The 17,645-nt window shown below is 59.8% G+C and carries 17 protein-coding genes; 4 read left to right on the top strand and 13 right to left on the bottom strand.

Annotated elements, in window-relative coordinates:
• Window positions 1-43 precede the first annotated feature (43 nt).
• Window positions 44-850, bottom strand: a complete 807-nt coding sequence (locus tag AC5QPF_RS21325) for an alpha/beta fold hydrolase (protein WP_494959762.1) — start codon at window positions 848-850, stop codon at window positions 44-46.
• A 111-nt stretch (window positions 851-961) separates the two neighbouring features.
• On the opposite strand from AC5QPF_RS21325, the gene AC5QPF_RS21320 reads away from it, so the two are divergent.
• On the top strand, window positions 962-1,969 hold the full coding sequence (locus AC5QPF_RS21320; protein WP_494959761.1) for a helix-turn-helix domain-containing protein: 1,008 nt from the start codon (window positions 962-964) through the stop codon (window positions 1,967-1,969).
• 72 nt (window positions 1,970-2,041) lie between these two features.
• Here the strand turns inward: AC5QPF_RS21320 and AC5QPF_RS21315 are convergent, their stop codons facing one another.
• From AC5QPF_RS21315 to AC5QPF_RS21275, 9 genes are all read right to left on the bottom strand, one after another.
• Entirely contained in the window at window positions 2,042-4,033 is a 1,992-nt protein-coding gene (locus AC5QPF_RS21315; protein WP_494959760.1) for a DUF3363 domain-containing protein, read from the bottom strand.
• A gap of 448 nt (window positions 4,034-4,481) precedes the next feature.
• A complete protein-coding gene (locus AC5QPF_RS21310) occupies window positions 4,482-5,069 on the bottom strand; it encodes a S26 family signal peptidase (protein WP_494959759.1) in 588 nt (195 codons plus the stop codon).
• Window positions 5,066-5,575 (bottom strand): DUF2840 domain-containing protein, encoded by a 510-nt coding sequence (locus AC5QPF_RS21305; RefSeq protein WP_494964226.1) that lies wholly within the window; start codon window positions 5,573-5,575, stop codon window positions 5,066-5,068. Before AC5QPF_RS21305 ends, AC5QPF_RS21310 begins: the two co-directional genes overlap by 4 nt.
• A gap of 44 nt (window positions 5,576-5,619) precedes the next feature.
• Window positions 5,620-5,898 carry a chromosome partitioning protein ParB gene (locus tag AC5QPF_RS21300; protein WP_494959758.1) on the bottom strand — a complete coding sequence of 93 codons (279 nt, stop codon included), beginning with the start codon at window positions 5,896-5,898 and terminating at the stop codon, window positions 5,620-5,622.
• A complete protein-coding gene (parA, locus tag AC5QPF_RS21295) occupies window positions 5,895-6,533 on the bottom strand; it encodes a ParA family partition ATPase (RefSeq protein ID WP_122372065.1) in 639 nt (212 codons plus the stop codon). Before parA ends, AC5QPF_RS21300 begins: the two co-directional genes overlap by 4 nt.
• 289 nt (window positions 6,534-6,822) lie before the next feature.
• Entirely contained in the window at window positions 6,823-7,671 is an 849-nt protein-coding gene (locus AC5QPF_RS21290; protein ID WP_221033453.1) for a replication initiator protein A, read from the bottom strand.
• Window positions 7,672-7,697: 26 nt separating this feature from the next.
• Window positions 7,698-7,964 carry a helix-turn-helix domain-containing protein gene (locus AC5QPF_RS21285; protein ID WP_494964225.1) on the bottom strand — a complete coding sequence of 89 codons (267 nt, stop codon included), beginning with the start codon at window positions 7,962-7,964 and terminating at the stop codon, window positions 7,698-7,700.
• Between the two features lie 90 nt (window positions 7,965-8,054).
• Window positions 8,055-8,861, bottom strand: coding sequence for a DUF2285 domain-containing protein (locus tag AC5QPF_RS21280; protein WP_122372061.1), 807 nt, complete (start codon window positions 8,859-8,861; stop codon window positions 8,055-8,057).
• Window positions 8,862-9,182: 321 nt separating this feature from the next.
• The gene (locus tag AC5QPF_RS21275; RefSeq protein ID WP_494964224.1) at window positions 9,183-9,518 is read right to left on the bottom strand and encodes a DUF2958 domain-containing protein; all 336 of its coding nucleotides are present in this window, start codon (window positions 9,516-9,518) and stop codon (window positions 9,183-9,185) included.
• 275 nt (window positions 9,519-9,793) lie between these two features.
• Here AC5QPF_RS21275 and AC5QPF_RS21270 point away from each other — a divergent pair, with 275 nt between their 5' ends.
• Window positions 9,794-10,084, top strand: a complete 291-nt coding sequence (locus AC5QPF_RS21270; RefSeq protein ID WP_494959757.1) for a helix-turn-helix domain-containing protein — start codon at window positions 9,794-9,796, stop codon at window positions 10,082-10,084.
• A gap of 34 nt (window positions 10,085-10,118) precedes the next feature.
• Window positions 10,119-11,255: an HNH endonuclease gene (locus AC5QPF_RS21265; RefSeq protein ID WP_494959756.1), complete on the top strand. Its 1,137-nt coding sequence runs from the start codon at window positions 10,119-10,121 to the stop codon at window positions 11,253-11,255.
• Window positions 11,256-11,431: 176 nt separating this feature from the next.
• On the opposite strand, the gene AC5QPF_RS21260 is transcribed toward AC5QPF_RS21265, so the two are convergent.
• From AC5QPF_RS21260 to AC5QPF_RS21250, 3 genes are all read right to left on the bottom strand, one after another.
• On the bottom strand, window positions 11,432-12,526 hold the full coding sequence (locus AC5QPF_RS21260) for a hypothetical protein (protein WP_494959755.1): 1,095 nt from the start codon (window positions 12,524-12,526) through the stop codon (window positions 11,432-11,434).
• Window positions 12,527-12,772: 246 nt separating this feature from the next.
• Window positions 12,773-14,836 (bottom strand): ParB N-terminal domain-containing protein, encoded by a 2,064-nt coding sequence (locus AC5QPF_RS21255; RefSeq protein ID WP_494959754.1) that lies wholly within the window; start codon window positions 14,834-14,836, stop codon window positions 12,773-12,775.
• 81 nt (window positions 14,837-14,917) lie between these two features.
• On the bottom strand, window positions 14,918-15,745 hold the full coding sequence (locus tag AC5QPF_RS21250) for a DUF932 domain-containing protein (RefSeq protein ID WP_494959753.1): 828 nt from the start codon (window positions 15,743-15,745) through the stop codon (window positions 14,918-14,920).
• Window positions 15,746-16,359: 614 nt separating this feature from the next.
• On the opposite strand from AC5QPF_RS21250, the gene drt3a reads away from it, so the two are divergent.
• Window positions 16,360-17,643: an antiviral reverse transcriptase Drt3a gene (gene drt3a / locus AC5QPF_RS21245; RefSeq protein ID WP_494959752.1), complete on the top strand. Its 1,284-nt coding sequence runs from the start codon at window positions 16,360-16,362 to the stop codon at window positions 17,641-17,643.
• The last annotated feature ends 2 nt before the right edge of the window (window positions 17,644-17,645 follow it).

The following is a 17,645-nucleotide window of genomic DNA, read 5'->3' as shown; positions in this document are numbered from 1 at the left end:
TCTCTAAAACACAGACATCATTCGCGCATTCGTGATCTCGCACCTAATGGCGCGCTGACTCTTTCGCAGCGTTATCAATCCATTCAACGACATCGTCTGGGCGTGCAATCATCGAAAGATGACTGGTAGTGACATGTGTGAGCTTGGCATTTATCCGATGCGCTATGGCCTCCTGAACAAAAATTGGTAAAGCATGATCGTTGTTGGTGGCCAAATACCAACTCGGCTTCTTTCGCCATGCAGCGTTATCGACTGGCTGAGAAAAGCTGTGTGTATTGAAAGGCTTTTGTACAGCAGCCAACTGATCAACGCGACTTTGGGGAACATCCCCCGCCATTACAGCTCTATAAGCGAGCGCATCATCGAGCCATGCAAAACCAGCCTCGTCCGTCTTAAATGCCGGCAATGGGGCACCCAAAACCTGAAGCATGGAATTAACGGACTCTTTTGTGTCGGGTGCCAACGCCGACAAGTAAAGCAAGCCTGCAACATTCGGAAGATTGCCCGCCTGGGAAATTACCGCTCCGCCCCAAGAATGACCTACGAGCAAAACATCTTTATTTTTCCGCCGAATAGCCCTCTCGGTACTTGCAACATCAGCAGCAAGGGAAGTTAATGGGATTTGGACAGACGTCACCTCATAGCCTTTCGCTTGCAGCTTTTCGATAACAGGCATCCAAACTGATCCATCTGCAAATGCTCCATGCACTAGCACGATTGCATCAACCCTCGGCTCAACATTTTTTTCTTGAGAATGAGAGCTTGCACTGATCATGATTAACCCCAAAATCGTGACTAACTTTTTGGTCACGGCAGATTTTGTCCACTGCTTCGCTTTTCGCCAGTCCATATATCAGCCCAAAACACCTTTCCATCAAGATTCTATGCAGGCACCGTGCTACAGTACAGGTGGCGAACTAGCCAATATTCGTGCAAAATTCGCCACCAAAGGGGGTGAACTATGCGAATTGCCATCGTTGCGCTTGAGGGCAGCATGTTGTCAGCAGTCGCGGGGCTGTCTGACATGTTTTGGATGACAGGCCAAGCCCTCCGCTCTGCTCCAGAAGGGCCAAGTCAAGGGATCGTTGCTCCTCCGGGCTTCGCGCTAGACACTCGGGTTGTCAGCGTGGATGGTCTCCCTGTGCGCGATCCGACCGGCAAGCTGATTCAGGTAGACGCTGCGTTCCAGGGCACTGACATCTACGATGCCGTACTTATTGCGGGAATGGCTCTCGGCGAAGACGGCTTGCCGCCTCTTACCCAGTCAGTCCGTGAGACCGCTAAGTGGCTAAAGCAGTGTCACGACAGCGGTGCTTGGATCGCAGGGGCTTGTGCAGGAACTTTTGTTCTTGGCGAAGCAGGCTTACTCGACGGCAGGCGCTGCACCACAACTTGGTGGTTGCACCATTCTTTTAAGCGACGGTTCCCAAAGGCAAACATTGCATGGGGTGCGGCGATTGAGGAAGAGGATCGTATTGTCACAACAGGAGGGCCCCTGTCATGGATTGACATTGCGTTGCACATGATCCGACGATTGGCTGGTAAGGAAATCGCCAAGTTGGCCGCCGATATTGCTGTAGCAGATACGCAGTCATTGCCTCAAGCCGTCTTCGCTCCCAGGGGCTTCGTGAACACTTCCGAACCCATCCTGCTGCAAGCGGAGCAAATCGTACGGCACGTAAAACCTGAAATTACAGCAGAGGAACTTGCTGTAGCCTTAAATCTGAGCGAGCGCACACTCCATCGCCGCTTAAAGGATTTGGTGGGTGAGTCGCCTAAGTCCTTCATAACGCGCGTTCGCATAGAGACAGCGTGCATGCTCTTGGACATACCGGGAGCGAGCGTCAAACAGGTGGCCTCTCAGTGTGGCTACGCTGACGAGGCATCATTCAGGCGTGCATTTTCCCAGCAGATGGGCATGTCTCCCATGAACTACAAACGTTGGCAAGAGAAGAGGCGGATGGCGTAACTCGATACTGTAGCCGCCACTCTTTAAAGTGGGCGGGTTTACGGGCCGCGAATTTGAGATGGGCAAAGCATGTCAAATCCCCAGTCCTTGTTGCCTACGTACCTGCCAGGAAACATCCATGCCCCGCACTGTGGCTGCAAGGTGCTGCCCGAGTCTCTTTTCTATTATTGACCGCCACGGCACTAGGCTGAAACCTTTGCCGTCGTCAAGCAACGCGTAGCGCCCGCTGGCGAGCGTGACCGAGCGTCGGTAGATGCCAGCCATGCGCTGTCCGTCTACCGTTGGGCGGTGCTCTAGGCCTGTTTCGGTCGCAATCTCCCCGGCTGCCTGCGCCACCTCCCGATCGCGCATCGTCTCCAGCAGGTTCCGGGCGAAAATAACGCGCTGGCCGCGCCGTTGGGCCAGTCCCTGTTCTTCGAGGAAGTCGGCGCGCTGCTGCATAGCCTGCTTGGCGTCGCTGCCAAAGCCGAGGTCGCCCAGCCCACGGCCGCCACCGATCAGTTGCTGGTCGAGCCAGGTGGCCCCGATAACGCGGGTCTGCCGCTCGATGGGTAGATGCGATTTCAGTTCCACGGCGACGCCGCCCAGGCGCTGCGCGTCGTACTGGCGGCCACGCTCGACTAGATTGTCCGGCACCTTCCATAGCCCTTCGACCACGCGCTCCACGATGCCGGCCCGGCGCAGGGCTTCCAAGCGGCGGACATGCGACGCGACAACTTCCTGCGGATCGCGACCGGGCTTGGCCCGGCCCTGCTCAATGGCAAGGTGGTGATCGGTGCGGTACAGGCCATCGCTTGCCAGTGTGGCGACGTTCTTGTCGGCGGCGCGCACCCCGGTGGAACCGCGCACCTCCACCACGGCGCCGGTGGGATAGTTCGACAGTTCATCGCGGGCATTCAACGCGACGTAGTGGGCCTTGCCGTCGGTGCCGTCGATGACTAGATAGCTACGATCATGCAGTTCGTCGGCGAGCCCCTTAGCGGCCACGCGGCCGATGACTGTGCGGCCGTCGTCGCCTGGCTCGAACACCGCCAGCTCACGCGGATGGCCGCTCATGGCCCTCTGCATGGTGCGGATGATGTCGCCACGTTCACCCATGGCGCGCAAGGTCTTCTCTGCATCTTCATGGACGGCCCAGGTGCCGGGCTGCACCTCGTCCGCCAGGCCCAGACGCTGCAAGCGTTGCAGGCGACCGATCAGCAGCAGGCGCTGGCGTTGCAAGGTCGGCTCGTTGAACCTGTCGATCCGCACCCGGCCATCGTCGCCGGCCTCGCGTTGCAGCGTGCGGTCGAGGCTCGTCCACCGCTCCTGTTCCACCTCGCGCCCTAAGGTCTGCTGAATCTCCAGTTCGGTGCGCGGCCCCAGCCATTCGGTTGCCAGCTCTGCCGCGCGATGGCGAAAGCCGTGCGCGATGTAGTCGCCCGCAATGATGAGGTCTTTGCCGGCGTCGTCGCGCCCGCGCACGATCAGGTGCGTGTGCGGGTTGTCGGTGTTCCAGTGATCGACCGCCACCCAATCCAGCCGCGTTCCCAGGTCGGCTTCCATGCGATTTGCCAGATGCCGTGTGTAGGTGCGCAGGTCGTCCAACTCCGCACCGTCCTCGGGCGAAACAATGAACCGGAAATGGTGCCGGTCGTCGGCGGCCCGTTCTTTGAAAGCCTCAAGGTCGGCTTCGTCGGTCTGTGGCCCGTAGGCACGGCCCGGTTCGCCATCGCGGCCCGCACCATCACGCACGATGTAGCGCAGGTGCTTGGCGAGCGATTGCGGGCTGGCGTTGCGCTGATTGACCAGCAGCGTCTTGATGGTCACGCGCCGCGACATGGGGGTGAGATTCGCGCCTGCGAAGCGCGCCGCCGTATGGCCGCGCCCCAAGCGCGAGCCGGGCCGCTGGCCGGCGCGTGCACCGCTGCTACCGGCTGCAGAATGGCGTATTGAGGATTTGCCGCCGCTGGCCTTGCCAGCCTGCTTGAGCACCTTGGAAACGAAGCTCTGGCCCTGTCCCTTGCCCCGGTTCTTCGGGGCGCTGGGACGCACTCGGAAATCGTCGTCGCGGCGGTCGGTCATGGCTGCGCTCCATGCAACCTCGGGCGTGTCCGGTCGTGCGAAGCACGCGGACATGCCTGCATTGGCGCGACCCTCGCGCTGAAAGCGGCACGGTGGCGAAGCCGCTCCGTGCCGCGTTCCCCCCATGTGCAGACAGGCTTTCGACACGGCCCGGTGCCGCGTCCTTTTGTCTTGCCTTCCGCCTTTTTCCCTCGTTGTCGCTCCGAGCGTCGGCGGCCCGGCGGCGCTGTGCTGCTTGCAACCAGCCGGCCGGCAAACGAACCGATGGCCGCAGGCCAGGAACGTTCGAGGCAAGGCGCCTGCACACTGGACGGCTGCGCTGGAGACGGCGCGAAGTGCGACTCGCACGCGCTCGCACTGCACGCGCGACAACACGGCAACAGCAGCCGGAACGACATGCCAGATGGCACGATGAGATGCACGGCAACGTGCAGCGAATCGGCGGCCATCATGGGCGTGTCTCCAGCCAAACGGGATGCGCGATGCCGATCACGGCGGATTCGCTGACCGGGCCGAAATAGCGGCTGTCGAACGACGCCGGGTTGGTCACGCTCAACAGGAACAACTCGCCCGGTTCGAGACGGCGGCAAAGCTGCAAGGATGGCAGCGGCCGGCCCAGCCGGTCTGCTCGTAGCGCGGCGGCCACCGGCACGCCGTCGATGCGAACCTCGCCGGCGACGATGCAAACGTGTTGTGGCGCGACTGCACCCACACGTTTGAGCAGCGGAACGCGGGTCGGCAGGTAGCCGCGCTGCGCAGCCAGCATGGCGGCCCTGTCGGGCAGCGGCACCAGCACGGTGCTGTTCACGGACAACAGATGTGGCAGCGAGGTAGTACGCGGGGCGAGCGTTTGGATGCGATACCAGCCGACTGCCACGCTGTCAGACGGGTTGTAGGTCAGACGCGGCAGCGGCGGCACGTAGGCCGCCCAGGCCAGCCCAGCGAGGCCAACGGTGGCGAAGCCTGCCAGCACGAGGCGAGCGCGCAGGCGAGATCGAGGATGCGACACGGGGCCGGTTGTGGAAATCGTGGTCATGGCAATGCCCTCCCGGCCAGCCAGGCGGCGTGCCGTTCTGCGGTGTATGTAGGTAGCAGCGAGCGCGCGGCGAGCCGGTTGGCGAGCGTGCGCCAGTACGCGGGCGATGTGTCTGCGGCTGCGATGCCCAGCGCCTCGATGCCGTCGATGCGTTCCAGAACGGCCCGCACGTTGGCATCGCCTTCGGCGTGCAGCAGCAGACGCGCGCCCGGCTGCACGCCGGGGATGCGCTGCACGGCGTCCAGCGGCGTGGCGGACTGCATAACCATGAGCTGCCAACGGATCGTGCCGTAGTCGTTGGCCTGCCAACGGATGCGGCACAGAACCGCGTTCGGCAGGAACACGGCGCAGCGCCGCCAGCGGTCGAGCTGGAGCGTGCGCGCCGGTTCGCCGAAGCGCAGGTAGAGCTTGAAGCGCGGTTCTATGTAGGCTAGCGCCACGCGCGTCAGCGGCACGTTGCCGGCCTGGCCGGCGAGTGTCGAAAGCGCAGGCCGCGGCGCTGCCATGGGCGCGCTTGCGTTGGGGGTGTGGGCGGTCGAAGCGGATGCGTTCATGCCGTGGTCTCCGGGGGGAACTCCCGCTCCAGCAGGCCGCGCAGCAGTTCGGCCACGGTCACGCCTCGCGTGAAGGCCGACACCTTGATGCGCGCCCGCAAGGCAGGCGTGATGTCGAGGGTCAGGCGAGCGGTGTAGAGGTCGCCTTTGTTGAGCACATCGGAGTCGCCTTGGCGAATCCACGCCTCGGCGTGCGGATTGGCGGGCGGACGCGCGCCGATGCCGACCCGCTTGGCTGGGCGTTTGCCGTTGGGTGGGTTGCTGTTGTCGCTCATGACGGCCACCGCAGCAGCTCATCGACCAGCGCGGTGATTTCCTGCGCCGCTGCGCTATCGGGGGCTGTCTCCCGCGCCAATCGACCCGCAGCCACGCTGTCGGCAAAGACGATGCGCTGACGCACCTCGCTGCGCAGCGCTGGCAACGGCTGTTCGGCCAAGGCTTGCCGCGCTTCGCGCCCGATCACCGTGGTGCTGACGCGCCGGTTGATGACGAAGGCCGCGCGTAGCGCAGGCCGGAACACCTGGGCCTCACGGATCAGCGCCACCATCTCGGCGCTGGCCCACAGGTCGTAGGGGCTGGGTTGTACCGGGATCAGCACCCGTTCGGCCGCCAGCAGCGCGGAGCGCGCCAAAGCGGCGATCCTGGGTGGCCCGTCGATGATGACGTGATCGGCTCGCCTGGCGAGTTCTGGGGCTTCCTGGTGCAGTGTTTCGCGCGCCAGGCCCACGGCGCTGAACAGCCGGGGCAAGCCCTGCTGGCTTCTGCGCTGTGTCCAGTCCAGTGAGGAACCCTGCGGGTCGGCATCCAGCAGGATGACGTGCTGGCCGCGCAGTGCCAGTTCGCCAGCGATGTGCGTGGCGAGCGTGGTCTTGCCGACGCCGCCTTTCTGGTTGAGCAAGGCGACGATCATGGCGCGGCCCTCCAGCTTGGAAGACCGGACTGTCTTTGCCGTGCCGAACGGGGTGATTTTTGCGGCTTTTCCTGGCTGGCTTTTCGGCCTGCGGTAGTTGTCCACCGCAATGCTGTTTCTCTACCAATAGTTAGAGAATTTAAGTTAGTAATGTTAGAGGGATCGCAAACCCGCGCCGATACTAGCTTTCCGGCGTTTTCGTACTCCTGATAGCACGATAGGCGTACTCCTGATAGCACGACATCTATTACTCCTGATAGCACGACCCCATCCACAGCTTGTCCCGCTGTTATCCCCGTGCCGTCTGCGGCACGGGCCGGAATGTCAGCAATTCCATGTCGTCCTCGGGAATCCGCACGATGCCCAGCTCGTATCCCGGCAGCGATTGCCGGGCGACCAGCGCCCGCAGGTCGTAGGCGAAATCCGAAAACCGCGTGCTGCTGCCCGACTTGCGGTGCAGATGCCGGAAGTCGAACTGCCAGCCGTATTCCTGCCTGCCGCCATGTTTGCGCACCAGGCGGTACAGCCAGCGCTCGATGCCGCCCGTAAGTCGGAAGTACGTCGGGTCGATGGTCAGCACCAGGGCGGCGTCCAGCACGCCCGCATAGAACCAGTCCGGCAGGATCAGCTCGATGCCCAGCGGCGTGCCGTTGGCATCGGCCAGTTCCTTCCATTCGTTGATCCACGAAAAGCGGTGCAAGCGCCTTCCCGTCGTTTCGCGGATGGACGTGGCCACCGTGGTCGATTGCAGTCGGTCGAGCGCGGCCTTGAGGCGCTGGTAGTCGCGCAGCGACTTGCCGCGCCCGATGAAGCGCAGGATCTCGTAGGGCGTGGCCTGCATCCGCCGGGACGGCTGGATGCCCGCGTCCTTGGCTTCGACGATCTGGCTGGCGGCCCAGATCAGGATGTCGGCGTCCCAGATGGTGGCGATGCCATGCTCTTGCGTGCCTTCCACGCGGATGGTGATGTTGCCGCTGCGAAAGTCGATCGGCGCGGTGCGCCGCGACTTCGCCAGCGAGAAAAACGGATAGGCCATCAAGTCCTGGGCATCGCGCGGTGCCATGTCCTCGCCCGGCAGAGCGCGGAACAGGTCGAGCTGTTCGCGCTGCTGCAAGGCGTGCCCTGATGGGCGGGACATGGCGATGGCCACCGGCGATGCGCCGATCAGCGCGCACGGCTGTCAGCCGAGTGGTGCTCGGCATATTCAGGATCGGAAGTGCTCTCGAAGCTGCGCGTTTCCGCCCAGGCATCGAGGTCGACCACGGCGTACATGACTCGGCGACCGAACTTGCGAAACTTCGGGCCACCACCGATGACGCGCTGTTTCTCCAGCGTGCGCGGTGACAGGCGCAGATAGTCAGCAGCCTCATCGTTGGTGAGATAGCGCTGGGGTTGTGCGGCTGTGGCAACGGGAGCAGCGGCAGGCCGCAAGGGAGCGGGTCGCATGGGATGTACCTCCATCAAGCCCGGCCACACAGCGCAGCCGGATGGAGGCAGTCTCAAGAAACTTGGGGCTCTTGCTCAGGGACGTTCTGTTGCCGATGCGAAACGTCCCCCCTCATGCGAAGTGACAGCCGGAAGATGTGCCAGACGGCGATAACCGCCGCGCATCAGTCCATCGCCTCTGCGTACCAGTCGCCGCACGCGGGCGCGCAAAGCGCTGTCGGCGTGCCAGTCGGCGGCAACGACATCCACACCAAACAACCCTTCGGCCACCTCCCGCAAGGACGCACCCGCCAGGGTCGCGTCCAGCGCCTGAAGCGTGTGCAGTTCCTGCAATGCGGACAGCGGCGGACGTGGCCTGACGAACGTCGCAGGTGCGGCACCGGCGGCTACAGCGATCTTGTTCAATTCGCTCGCCAAGGTTGCATAGCGTTCGAAAGGCCCGGCGCAGGCCCGGATGGCATAGGCGTAAGCCATGCCATCGGCCAAGCCTGGCGCGAGCACGAAGCGCAGGCAGCAGCCGGGCCAGCGCGCCACCAACACCAAGCGCTTGCCGTCATGGGTCAGGTGTTTGTGGCCCGGCAGCTTCCAGAACTCAAAGCGCAGGGCATCAGGCGGCGGATCGGCATCCGGGTAGAGCTGCACCACTGCATCGTGATCGGGGAACCAGGCCGGGTGCGCGTCCCGCGCATCCAGGGCGGGATCTTCCAGCAGGCGCAGCCCCCAACTTTCGGCAGCATCCGGTTGGCGACGACGGCGCAACCAGTCGCGCCGGTAGTCGGGATGGCGACGCAGGTACTCCCAGGCTAGCGCCGGGCCATCCAGGTGCAGAACGTAGAGATAGGCCGCCGTGGCATACCACGGCTCGGCACTGCGATCAGCCATGCGACAACCTCCCTGTGCTGGGGATGCGTCGCCACGGCGAAACGGCGTGCTACGAGGCCATCGTCAAAACGTCATGGGTGAAGCGTAAACTGGCAGTGTCAAGACCGATAAGCTCCGATGCGTTGCTGAAATCGTCCGATTGCGACGGCGGCAACGCACTCCAATGGCATGCCGCGTCGGTCAGCTTGCCGCAGCCCGCGCCAGGCATCATGACCGTTTGGATCTGGCACGCACCGCTTCGGTGCAACACTGCCGATTCAGACCGAACGGGTCACAGATCAGACCGAAATAGACTTAGAGCGACTCGCTTGGCGGTGGCGCTCAATCGGTGATCGCGCCGTTGTCTTCGGCCAGTCGCAAGTATTCCGACAGCCGCCGCACCGGCTTGAAGTAGCGATCCCGCATCACGGGCTGCTGGCGCGGCCCGACAATGGCGGCCAGGTCGGACAGCTTCACCGTTCCCAGTGCAGGCATGCCAATCCCTAAGTCGATCAGGCCGTGGGCAGTATCGCCATCGGCTGGGTCAAGCGAAGCCAGCAGCCAAGTGGCATGCGCATCCGGGGTGAACAGGCGCACCACGGGCAGCGGATCGGTGTCCTGCCCGGCAGCGCGGGCCTGGCCGTTGGACAGCAGGCGCGTGCGCTCGTCGGCGGTGATGCGAGGTCATGACTGTACGTCCACGGACTTGCAGAGCAGCAGAGGCGCTTTCACGCCTTCCCTTAGAAGCACAAATGAGCAAGCCCATGTATCCGCAGAAGCGTAGAAGCACGAAGGCATATGTACGGAAGTGAGGAAGGACACGGATCAGGCTCTCCGCTTTTACTGAAAGCCGCCGATGCGGCTTTCAGTAAAAGCACAAAAACAGATGAAATTGGATAAATGAGTTAAATATAACGTGGTTTTAATTGTGCTGCGAGTCGACGCTTCTTCATATGCAGAAGCGAACCGTCCAGCGCGGCCGACCGGCCGGCTCCACTACCTTCGACGCCGAGCTGGCCCAGGCCTTCGGCGCGGCGGTGCGTGCGCTGCGCATGGAACGCGGCATCGCCCAGGAAACGCTGGCCAACCTGGCCGGCATTGAGCGCTCGCATATGGGTAAGGTCGAGCGTGGCGAGCACCAGCCCACTCTGTCGCTCATCTTCAAGATCGCCGGTGCGCTTGAATGCAGCTCGGCCGTGCTGATGAGTACGACAGAAGAGTTACTGGGAGTTGTCAGGGCGTAGTCGCCGAAGCGCTGCTTTTTGATCGGGAGTGTTCATGAAAAAATGTTGGCTTTGCCCCAATCCATTGGAGGGAAAACACCGAACGGGTGAGCACATCATTCCTAGTGCAATAGGTGGGCGCAAGGAAGTTCACGACTTCATCTGTAGGATTTGCAATAGCTCACGGGGCGACGCATGGGAGGCTGAACTCGCAAGGCAGTTTCTGTGGTTCTCGAGTGCAGCCGGAGTCAAACGCGGGCGAGGCGGCACACATCCAGACTTCAAAGTGGAAACAGCATCGGGAGAAAAGCTAAGGCTTAGGGCTGACTCTGTATTGGTGCCTGATGGGCACGATATATCTGCCGAAGAGTCAGGCAGCAAGATAGAAGTTTCCATTCGCGCAAATGATCCAAGAACTATAAAGAATTTACTCAAAAAGATTGCTGTCGATCACCCGGAATTCGATTTCATAAACGCCACTACCCGCTCTGAACAAGTAGATAGCTACTTGGACGAACCGCTCTGCATGAAATTCTGCTACGGTGGCCCAGCAGCCGGAAGGTCTATGGTCAAGTCGTGCCTGGCCCTCTTGTCAGAGGTTGACCATATTGAAACGAGCAACTGCGCTCGGGCACTGGCTTACCTATTAGATCCGAGCCTGGATGCCCCAAGCCCCTTTTACTTCTTCTTTGATGCCGATCTGGTCGAGAACCGACCGCAGAATCACCTTTTCCACTGTGTCTCAGTGGTTGGTCAGCAGCAAGAGGGCCGAATCCTCGGATATGTAGAGCTATTCAATTTTGCAAGGCTCCTCATCCTTATCGCTGATGAATACAACGGCCCGGATTTTCAAAAGACTTATGCCATTGATCCCGTCGAGGGGAAAACGTTGGATTTGTCTGTTGATTTCAGCGTTGTGGGTCGCTTGAGTGACTTGCCAAAAATAGCGAGCGAGCCACCAAAGATGTACCTTGAGGCTTTTCAGAATACTGGCAATGTTGTTCAGGCTCTTAACAATGATCGAGTCAGAAAGCTGGCGATATCGAGGGCCAATGAGGGTGCGTTGAAAGCACTAGGTTTGGCCCCGTCGGCGGAAGAAGTGCCCCCTGATTTGAAAGACGAATGGATTCGCCTATTCATGCAGAATCTCAGGCCATACATCGAATCAACAATTAAAAGGGCAGCGCCATAACGCAGCTGCTCCTGCGGAAGCAAGCGGAGCGCGCAGCGCCGTAGGTGCGAAGGCGTGAGGGATTGAAGCCGGATGGACATGACGCCATTGGCGGCATGGGGCGTAGCCCGAAAGCCCGGCGGCGACACGCCGACACGCATTAGCAGTTGGAAAATTAGGTAAGTACTAGATTAAACTTAGCTGTTAAGCCAATCCTCTTCTAGCCTGGCTGAGAATTCCTCATAGTTCTCATCAAAAACCTTGTGACCTCTAAAGATCCCTGATTTAAAAAATTTCACAACATCCTTCTGTGACCTTTCTATCTGAAAGTCGTTTATCCCAGCGACTTTGGATATGTATATAGCGCACACATCGTATGTGATTGCGAGCACGCTTGCCGCAATTTCGCCTCGGCGATTGAAGTTTTCATGTAGTTCGGAAGGAATGTCAGCAGAGTGAACGACGCGATTTCTTATGGAGTTCAATAGCTTCAGCCTATCCATTTCTCCTTTGTCCGGCTCTTGCGAAAGCAAGCCTTGAGAAATTAGGAAAGAGCGAAGCTTCATCAATGCTGATGGAGCAAAAACTCCTGATATCCGCGGCAAAACATCATTTGCAATAGAAGAATCTTTAAGGCCATCACGAATAACGGCTTCGATTTTCTTCCGGGTTTCACGTATCGCAACTTGCTCATCCTCTCTGTAGGCCTGCCCCTCGCTCTTAAACCATTTCGTAGAGATAGTATCCAGCGAAGCACTGGCATAGCATATTTTTCCAATCATGTCGTTTGTTGAATTGGAATTAACCATCGCCCATAACACGGAAAACATGCCTTCTCGATGGAGTGAACTCACATCAGGCCAATTGGGGCCAATGGTGAGAAAGTAGTTCCTGCCGACAACAGCTTCACCATAGTGCCCTCCTTCAAGACCACTTATCTCCGCTTTCTGAAAGACTCGACGCCCCGTTAGAAACGACAATAAAAGACAAAGATCGCTAAGCTCGTCGGCAACAAGAGGATTGCCCGGAGCGTCAATATTCTCGGACTTCGAGTAGATGCGACGAACAGTTGCCGTTTTTAATACCCTTCCAACTTTCGCTGGAGTTTTTGAAACAACGGGCTTGCCTTGTGGGCTCCACGTAAAGTTAGTGATGGCCCGCCGCGACAACTTGGTGACTGCATTGATATTCGCCTGCGATATTTTTATCTCAAATGGGTTTAATCGAATGGTTGCGGGCTTGTCGAAACCATGATCGAAGTTGTATAGGGGAAACGGTTTTGAATATCTCATACGCCATAGCATTCCAGGAAAGATGCAAAATCTTACGACCGAAATGCTTGAGTTGGGAGTCCTTTATGCCGTGCGCGTGTGCCCACTCCGCCGACCGCGAAGGCGGCGTTGTGGCATTGCAACCGGGCGCGGCCACCGCCGCGCCCGGATTTTTGACCATCAGCACCAAGGCGGTACGGCTTGGTGCTGATGATGATAGAACAGCGAAGCGCCCCGGTCGGAGCCGGGGCGCTTATTGGCGCAGGGTCACGCGGCCAGTGTCTCGGCCGGTTCATCGGTCACGGCGGCGGTGTCCGGAGTGTTGGCTTCCGTTTCCTTTGCCACGTCCAGTGGGGCTTCGGCTATCAATACCGCAGGCATCCAGCCGGTACCATCGGCCAGCCGTTCGGCTTCGCTGGCAATGTCGGTCTTCTTGAGTTTCGCCAGCCGGGTGACGTGCTCCGGTGCGAACGCGCGCACGGCTTCCAGAATCGCGGCCTTCGGGACATGCTGGAAATAGCTGTCTGCGGTCGGCTGCCACCACACCGCCATATCCAGCCCCACGGCCTGCGCCAGTTCGGCACCGGGCTGGTGCTGCGTGGTGCGGGGCGTCACCACATCCACCGTAGACGCCACGCACATTGCCAGCAGCCGCACCAGTTCATCCTGCGACTTCGCCAACAATGTGGCGAACAGTGCGGAGCTGTCCTGCGGTAAGGATTCGCCTGCCATCTGCTGCAACTCGCCCAACGCCACGGCGGCGGGCGATTCCGGCCAGTCCGGGGCCATGCTTTCCAGCCGATCTTGCTGGGTCAGTTTCACATCCAGCGGCAGATCGTGGCCGTAGTGGCTGCCATGCAAGATGGTCTGCACCATGCCATGCACCAGTGCGGCCAGCGCCACCTGCGGATGCCGGGCCACTTCGATTTGCAGCGCGGCGGTACGGTGGACACTCAAGCGTTGCGCCAGCCGGTCGGACATGGCGGCGGGCTTCGGGGCGTCGTCGGCCTCCTCGCCGGTGTCATCGTTCCCGGCGTCGACCTCGCTGCCGAAACCTTGCCGCAGCCGTTCAAGCGTGCGCAGTGCCTTGGCCTCGGCTTCGCGCAGCAGGCCACGATGAATAACGGCCTCGCCATTGCGGTCGATGGTAACGATGGCACCGGCGGCAGCTTTGACGGCTTCCCCGTAGTCCTGCAAGCCATCTTCCAGCGCCTGCAACTGTTCGCCCAGGTGTTCGCCTTCCTTCTGCAAGGCGTCGGCCTTTCCTTCATCGTTGGCGTCCAGGGCGGCATCCACGGCCTCGGCCAGCGCTTGCATCTTGGTTTGCAGCTTCTCGATGCGTTGGGCTTCGCGGTTCTTCGGTTTACGGCGCTGCCTCGGGGCGCGCTGGAAGGCTTGCAGGTCGGCATGGGTCGTGCCGGGGGTGGCATCCACCCATGCCCAGCCTTCGGCCTTCACCTCGGCGGCAAGGCTGGCCAACTTGTCCTGCGCCAATCGTTCCAGCAGCGTGGCATCGGTCAGATACACGCCGCTATCGGCCTCAGCGAACAGATCGCGGCGGGCGCCACCGCCTGCGGCCTCGTAAGCATCCAGCCCAACGAAGCGCACCAGCGGATGCCGGTGGGCATCAATCTCGCGCTCGGTCAGGCGGTCGCGCAGGTTATGCGAGCTGCGCTGCCATGTCGGCGCATCGTAGAACGCGGCTTCCTGCGCGGCGTGGTCGTCGGTGATGGCAAGGGCCATCAACTGGTCAAGGCTCACGGCCTCGGCCCGATAGTCGGCCAGCAGGCGGGGCGACACGTTGGCGAGTTTCAGACGACGCTGCACCACCAGCGGCGTGACGCTGAAATCTGCGGCAATGTCCTCGATGGGGCGGCCCTCGGCCACCAGCGCGGTAAATGCCTCGAACTGGTCAGCGGGATGCATGGCTTCGCGCTGCACGTTCTCGGTCAGGCTGGCGGTGCGGGCGGTGCCATCGGCCACCATCAGGCAAGGTACCTCCCATTCCTTGTCGATGCGGCGCTTCTTCGCCAGCAACTTGAGGGCGGCAAAGCGACGGCCACCGGCCACGACTTCGTAATGCTCGCCGTCAGCGGTCGCGGTGACGATCAGGTTTTGCAACAGACCGACACGCTGGATGCTGGCGGCGAGTTCAGGAATCGACATGCGTGGGGTCTTGCGCACGTTGCGACCCGTGGGGCGCGACACCAGCCGTGACAGCGGCACAAGAATCAGGTTCTTGCTCGGGTCGGCGGCTTCCAGCAGCACGGCAGGCGCGGCGCAGGCTTCAGCGTGGATGGCTTGGGCTTCGGTGTGGTTGATGGCGTTCATGGTGAAAACTCCTTGCGATGATGGAATGCAGCAGCGAATGACGCGGCAAGGGTTGCTGCCTGCCCCTGCCGCGCAGGGGAATCAGGCTTTCAATTGGCGCAGGCCGTCGGCCAGCAGCCACAGGGCACGATTTAGGCGAATATCGGAATCAATGCCCTGCACCGGGCGGGTCTGCTGGCGGCGTCCGTTGGCGCTGCGCCCATGCAATCCGCCTTTGGTTAGGTTCTCTTGGGTGCGGTTGAACACGCTCCACAAGTCCGGGCGGCGGTCGTCGAACCTGCGCGGCATCAGGATTTGCGATTCGGTGATGGGGGCGGGCTTATCCGGGTCGTCGTACTTGAGCGACAGCGCGGCGCGGGCGAACACTTCGGCCTCGGCTTCGTCCAGCGTGATGGCCTGCATGGATTCGCGGGATTCCAGCGCACGGTCGAAGCCGTGCAGCACCTGATAGGCACCTTCGATCACTTGCCCGGCCACGTCGCCCTTATGCGGCACGCGCACATCGGCCACGGTGTCGCCGCAAACAAGGCCGTTGCTGCACACGAAACGGAACATCCCGGCCAGCATCTGGTAGCTACTGGTGCCGTCGTGTGAGTTCAGCAGGATGATTTCGTTGGCTTCGCCTCGGGCGTTGATCTGACTGGCATGGCGCAGCCGGATCATGTGCTTGGTGTAGTCGCGCCGGTCTTCGTGGCGGGTGCGGGTCTGCGTCACCATGAAGGGCTGAAACCCTTCCTTGCGCAGTTCTGTCAGCACCGTGGCAGTGGGGATATAGGCGTAACGCTGGGAGCGGCTCTCGTGGGGTGCTTCCGCAAAGATGGACGGGGCCACGCGGTGAATCTGGTCATCGGACAGCGGGGAATCGCTGCGAAGTACCGGAGAACGGGAAGCGAAGCGGGATGCAAGCATGGTCTTTCTCCTGACGAAAAGGGTTTGCTGTTCAAACCGCACACCGGATTCCTAGATTCGGAGCCCAGCCTTTCGGCTATTCGGTGCGGTTGGCACGAAGAACCCGGTTGGCCCTGTTGCCACCGTCTTTCCTGAGTTCATCGCCCGCGACGGCCAGGAGCCCACGGACGTGGGCCGTCAAGGAGAGAAGCGTCAGGTAGGTGCGGCCCGCAGGCGCAGCCGAGGACACGGCCTGGCGCGCCTTGATGGCACGCGGCCACGGGCTACAGTCGCGAGCAAGGTGATGAAGTCAGGAGAGACGGCTGGACATGGCAACAGCCGCCGCGATGTGCCGACCGCACGCAAGCGAAGCGCGCAGGCCCGAAGCTGGAAGCCGGGCCGTAGGCGTCAGGGATGTGGAAGGCTGGCGAATGCCAGTCCCGTCAGGGATGAGCGAATAGCGAACCTGAAGCAGCGTGGTCCGCGAAGCGGAGACGCAAGCAGATGTTTCGATTATTATCTACGTGTATGTGCTATTTGGATTTCACGAAGAAGTGATGCCAGCTTATGGGACGCATGCACACGAAGTTTTCTAAATTCTCTGAGTGGGCAATTTAAGGCAAGAGAGGGAACTAATGTCGCAGGCATCTTCATTCGATCAGTCTTTTTGTGCAAAGACTCTTGAGCGCGTGCTATGGAAGAGAGATTTCCTCAGAGTCCCTGCTGCTGGTCAAGCGGCCCTGCGAGAGCAACTCCTCAGTCAAGCTCTTGCATCAGCCATTTCCCATTTCGACCCTCCATCCATACCCCTAGTAGGATTCCCTCTTAAGGGAAAAACTGTTTACCGTTTGGCTAGACATCAAGACGAGCTGGTGGAGCGAAAACTTCGACTAAACTTAAAAAGGTGCACTTCACTGTCGGCAGATGGGCGATCTCAGATCGTAAAAAATCTCAAGCTCCTACTAGAAGAAGGAGTGCCTTATCGAATTTATCGTTTGGATATTCGATCATTTTTCGAGTCTTTCCAGAGAAATCATATTTTTGATATCGTTTCCAGCATCAAAAACTTGAGTCCGCATAGCAGGAAGTTAATCGAGGCACTGCTTGATGCCCATGCTGCAATTGGAGGTAGCGGCGTACCAAGGGGGCTGTCCATTAGTGCTACGCTATCAGAAATTCTAATGCAGGACTTCGATCAGAAGATGCGTTGGGGGAGCGATATATTTTACTATTCTCGGTATGTCGATGACATCATTATTATCTCGTCGGCAAGAGAAGATGAAAAAGATTTTCTCCGTGAATTATGCTCTGTCCTTCCTCCTGGACTTGAATTAAACCCTGACAAGAAAAACATTGTCGCAGCGAACAGTAGGGTGGCAAAAGAAGGCTCTACAGTTGCACCAAACCTGCTTCAGTTTGACTATCTTGGCTATCAATTTTTAGTCAAAAACCCTACAAAGCTGGAGGCAAGACAAACCAAGGACGGAGAGTTATACCGGAAAGTCCAGGTGGATATTGCAAGAAAAAAAATCAAGCGAATGAAAACAAGAATTGCTCGATCATTCCTGAGCTACACCAAGTCGAATGACTGGGGATTACTCCGTGATCGCATCGCATTCTTGACGCAAAACTTCAGTGTGTATAACCCGAAAGCAGGCGGTAAGAAAGTCGCCGGTATATATCATAGCTACCCATTACTTTCAGAAGGCGCTACCGGCCTAAAGGAGTTGGATAGATTTCTTAGAAATGCTGTGCTATCGAAAAAAGGCCGGGTTTTTTCGGTAACAAACACAATAATTTCTGCCCATCAGAAGCGCCAATTACTCGCGTACAGCTTTGTGAGAGGGCACGGCAACCGTAGCTTTATCCACTTCTCTGCAAAACGAATATCTGAGATCCAGAGTTGCTGGATTTACTAGGG

This window comes from Pseudomonas sp. Con_6, assembly GCF_059379395.1.
This window is presented reverse-complemented; position numbering and strand designations above follow the sequence as displayed.